3 protein-coding genes are annotated in these 4431 nt (G+C 36.8%); all 3 read left to right on the forward strand.

Features of this window, described 5'->3' with window-relative positions:
- Nucleotides 1–273: 273 nt before the first annotated feature.
- The 3 genes from ABIZ51_01970 to ABIZ51_01980 all read left to right on the forward strand — a co-directional run bounded on the left by ABIZ51_01970 (nt 274) and on the right by ABIZ51_01980 (nt 4216).
- Nucleotides 274–1905, forward strand: coding sequence for a tetratricopeptide repeat protein (locus tag ABIZ51_01970; protein ID MEO7087542.1), 1632 nt, complete (start codon nt 274–276; stop codon nt 1903–1905).
- Nucleotides 1906–2046: 141 nt separating this feature from the next.
- Nucleotides 2047–3450, forward strand: a complete 1404-nt coding sequence (locus ABIZ51_01975; protein MEO7087543.1) for a tetratricopeptide repeat protein — start codon at nt 2047–2049, stop codon at nt 3448–3450.
- 4 nt (nt 3451–3454) lie between these two features.
- Nucleotides 3455–4216 (forward strand): phosphosulfolactate synthase, encoded by a 762-nt coding sequence (locus tag ABIZ51_01980; GenBank protein ID MEO7087544.1) that lies wholly within the window; start codon nt 3455–3457, stop codon nt 4214–4216.
- Nucleotides 4217–4431 lie beyond the last annotated feature (215 nt).

A 4431-nucleotide genomic window follows, 5' to 3' on the forward strand; every position in this document is an offset into this window, starting at 1 on the left:
GATGTATAGATTAGAAAATACATTAAAGCGCATTGAAAAGGAAAGAAAAGCATACAATGTTAAAAAGCATGTGCGGCAGGAATTATGCTTTCTTGAATTTTTTGTTTGCTGGCACTCAAACAAACACTGTTTGTTTACACTGATTTAAGTCCAAATAAGAGAAGAAATGATTCTCATTAATAAAAAATCATACTCCTATTTTATAATTTTTTTTTAAAATACGCAGATAAAATTTACATTTGCTCTGTAAGTGATTTTATAAATTATATCTGTATGAAAAAAACAACTCTTTATTACCTGCTTTCCTCCTGCTTAATGTTGAGCAATGTTACCTACGCGCAAAATGTAATTGACAAAGGGAAAGATCAACTCAAATATTTCAATGCTCACCAATACTATCTCGGCGAAAATTATACAGCTGCTCTAAAAATTTATCAAGAGTTAGCCATCGAACATCCAAATGATGCCACTGTTCTATTTCATATAGGCGCTTGTTATTTACAGCAAGCGAACTTAACCGATGCGATTGACAACTTAGAAAAGGCAAAAGCAAAAGACCCAAAAGCAGACGAGAACTTGGATTTAGACTTAGGCTTGGCGTATCAACAAAGCGGAGATATTGATAAAGCGATTAGCGAATTCACCTCGTTTAAAACCACCTTTGCTCAAAAACAATCCAAATTAACAGACAGTCGAGTGGATTTTTATTTGAATCAGTGCAATACTGCCAAAGAACTGATGGCAAAGCCTGTGCCTGTAAAAATAGAAAACATGGGGCAAGCCATTAACTCTGAATACGACGATAAAACGCCCTCAATTTCTGCCGATGGCAAAACATTTATTTTCAACTCACGCCGTCCAAATGGCGTAAATAGTCCTGTTGACAAGGAAGGCGATGGAAAATACTTCGAAAAGGTTTACATCTCGAAGTGGGATACCATCAATAACAAATGGATGGATGCAGAAATGATTCCTGGCTCTATCAATGATGAAGGGCACGATGCTTGTTGCAGTATTTCGCCTAACGGCAAAGAGATTTTTCTCTATAAAAATAACATTCAAACGGCTAAAGGAGGCGATATATATACCTCCAAACGGAGTATTTCTGGAAAATGGCGTACCCCACAAACTCTTGGTCCACCTATCAATACTTCTTATTACGAAGACGGTGCTTGCCTCTCTCCTGACGGAAAAGAATTGTACTTCGTGAGCGAGCGTCCAGGTGGTTATGGTCATGGCGACATTTATGTTTCTAAACGCATCTCGTCTCACGAATGGGGTAAGCCGGAAAACTTAGGTCCTGTTATTAATACGAGTGAAGATGAAGGCGGAGTGTTTATTGCTGGAGATGGCAAAACACTTTTCTTTAGCTCCGAAGGGCATAACTCGATGGGTTCCTACGATATTTTTAAAAGCGTGCGTGTAAATGGGAAATGGACAACACCTGTCAATTTAGGTTATCCTATCAATACTATTTACAAAGATGTCAATTTTGTGATTGCAGCAGATGGCAAGACGGGTTATTTCGCCAGCGATCGAAAAGGAGGTTTGGGAGAACGCGATATTTATCAAGTAGATTTAAGCAATTATCCAGTTATGGACGAGGATATGAAAAGTGGTTCTAAAAGCACTGGCTTGTCTATTCTCAAAGGATCTATTTTTGATTCCAAAGCAGGCACTCCGATAGAAGCTGATATCACCATCAATGATTCTACTGGAACGAAAGTTGCCGCCACTTCTTCCGCAGCAGAAGGAGATTATTTCATTACACTAAAAGGCAATAAGAAATACCAACTTGTTATTAAGAAATCGGGCTACGAAACATATAACGAAGCCATTACGCTGCCCATTTCGTCTAAAGGAACCTATGCAATGGCGAAAGATATTTTGTTGAAGAAAAAATAATTTTTCGGATGCGATAATATTGCTGTTTATTTTGGTTCTGCTTTTTAATAATAACCATTTGAAATAGTTTTATTCATCGCTGAAAAGACCTTAATATTTATTACTTTTGTGGATTATTAATTTCGTTACAGAAAAATTTACATGAGTAAAGGGCAAGGCAATTACAACAGTGAACACATTGACGTATTGATTGCACGTTTCGAGACTTCTATTTCGGAAAATACAGCTGTATTTTTTGATGTGGACGAGTACGAAGACGTTATCAATTATTACTTCGATAAAAATAATTTTTCGAAAGCGGGCGTTGCCATTGAAAAAGGCGTAGAACACTTTCCATTTTCAGTACTTTTCCATCTGCGTAAAGCACAACTTTTTTCTGCCACCGAACGCACCACAGAAGCATTAACTATTTTAGATTACGCCGAAAAATTTGAACCAAACGATCCGGAAATACAAATGACTCGTGGAGGTATTTACAGTCAAATGAAAATGCCACAGAAAGCCATTGAATGCTATGAAAAAGCAATGGAAAACGAAGACATGGCGGATGAAGTGGCACTTTACATGGCTTTCGAATACGAAAATCTTTCTCAATTTGGAGATGCTATTCGCTGTTTAAAAAAAGCCTTGGAATTAAGTCCGGATAACGAAGCAGCCATTTACGAACTCGCCTTTTGTTATGAATTAAGTGAAAAAACGGAAGACAGCATTCGCTACTACAACTCGTTCATTGATAAATATCCTTACTCACACAATGCTTGGTTCAACCTCGGCATCGCTTACAATAAATTAGAACTTTACGAAAAAGCCATCATGGCGTATGATTACGCCATTGCGATTAAATCCGATTTTGGTTCTGCTTATTTCAACAAAGCAAATTCCTTGGCGAATATGGAAAAGCATGCAGAAGCCATTGCTGTTTACAGAGAAACTTTTAATTACGAAGCGCCCGAAGCCGCTACGTATTACTACATTGGCGAGTGCTACGAAAAAATGGAAGATTGGGAATCGGCACTCAGCAATTACAACCGCGCCATTAAATTGGACGCTGAATTATCAGAAGCTTGGTTAGGGATTGGAATTGTTTTAGACAAACAAAATAGATTGTTGGAAGGCATTCATTACGTTAAAAAAGCCTTGGAATTGGAGAAAGAAAATGCCGATTATTGGCATATATTTGCGGACTTAGAACAAAAAATGGGCTTTTTGGAAGAAGCCGAGAATGCTTACAAAAAAGTCATCGAGTTGGATCCTACGAATCCGGAAGGTTGGTTGGATTATTCTTCGCTTGCTTTTGAACAAGAAAACATGATACAAGCCGTAGAAATAATTGCGGAGGGTATCAAAAATCATCCGAATAATGCACAATTAAATTATCGAATGTCCGCATGTTTGCTGAACAATGGGCAAAAACAAGATGCCATGAGTTATTTGCAAAATGCACTTAGCATCAATTACGAAATGCACCATGAATTATTTGACTTTTTTCCTCAATTAAAAAATAATACCGTAGTGGTTAATATTATTGAATCTTATAAAAAATAATACGATGAATTTCAAACTCCCATACATTCCTGAAAGACCTGAAAAACCACGTGAATCAGGCATTACCATGGTAATGGATAAAGGATTAAGTTTAGGACAAGTAGAAGATTTTCTTTCTGCCAACGATCATTTGGTAGATATTGTAAAACTCGGTTTCGGAACCTCTTTTGTTACGAAAAACCTTGTTGAGAAATTAAAATTATACAAAAGCGCTGGTATCAAAACCTATTTCGGCGGAACGCTTTTCGAAGCCTTTATTATCCGTGATATGTTTAACGATTACGTGAAATTGTTGGAAAAATATAAAATGGAATTTGCCGAAGTTTCCGACGGATCTATTGTAATGAAGCACGATGATAAATGTAAATACATCCATAAATTGGCGAAACATTACACTGTTTTATCGGAAGTTGGTTCAAAAGAAGAAGGCGTAATTATTCATCCCGCTAAATGGACTTCCATGATGCAAGCCGAAATTGACGCTGGTTCTTGGAAAGTAATTGCGGAAGCACGCGAAAGCGGAACCGTTGGTATTTACCGTCCAAACGGAAGTGCACACACGATTTTAATTAACAAAATTTTATCGAAAATACCGAAAGAAAAAATTCTTTGGGAATCTCCAAAAAAGCCACAACAAATTTGGTTTATTAAATTGTTGGGACCAAATGTCAATCTTGGAAATATTTCTTACGATGACGTAATTCCTTTGGAAACATTGCGTTTGGGATTACGCGGCGATACCTTTTTTACCTATCTTCCAAAATAATTTTTTCAAAAACTTCATCCAATAAAAAGCTATAAAAATGAACGAGATCACGGTAACGGAATTTAAAAAGATGAAAGACAATCATGAAGATTTTCAACTCATTGACGTGCGTGAACCGCATGAAGTGGAAATTGCTTCCATTGGTGGAGATTTAATTCCGATGGGAACCATTATGGAAAATTTAAATAAAATTTCGAAAACAAAAAAAGTAATTA

Source organism: Bacteroidia bacterium (assembly GCA_039924845.1).
Taxonomy (GTDB): domain Bacteria; phylum Bacteroidota; class Bacteroidia; order DATLTG01; family DATLTG01; genus DATLTG01.

Excerpts from the sequence above, each read along its gene's own strand:
- ABIZ51_01970 (MEO7087542.1), top strand. The coding sequence starts at position 274 with ATGAAAAAAACAACTCTTTATTACCTGCTTTCCTCCTGCTTAATGTTG.
- ABIZ51_01975 (MEO7087543.1), top strand. The coding sequence starts at position 2,047 with ATGAGTAAAGGGCAAGGCAATTACAACAGTGAACACATTGACGTATTG.
- ABIZ51_01980 (MEO7087544.1), top strand. The coding sequence starts at position 3,455 with ATGAATTTCAAACTCCCATACATTCCTGAAAGACCTGAAAAACCACGT.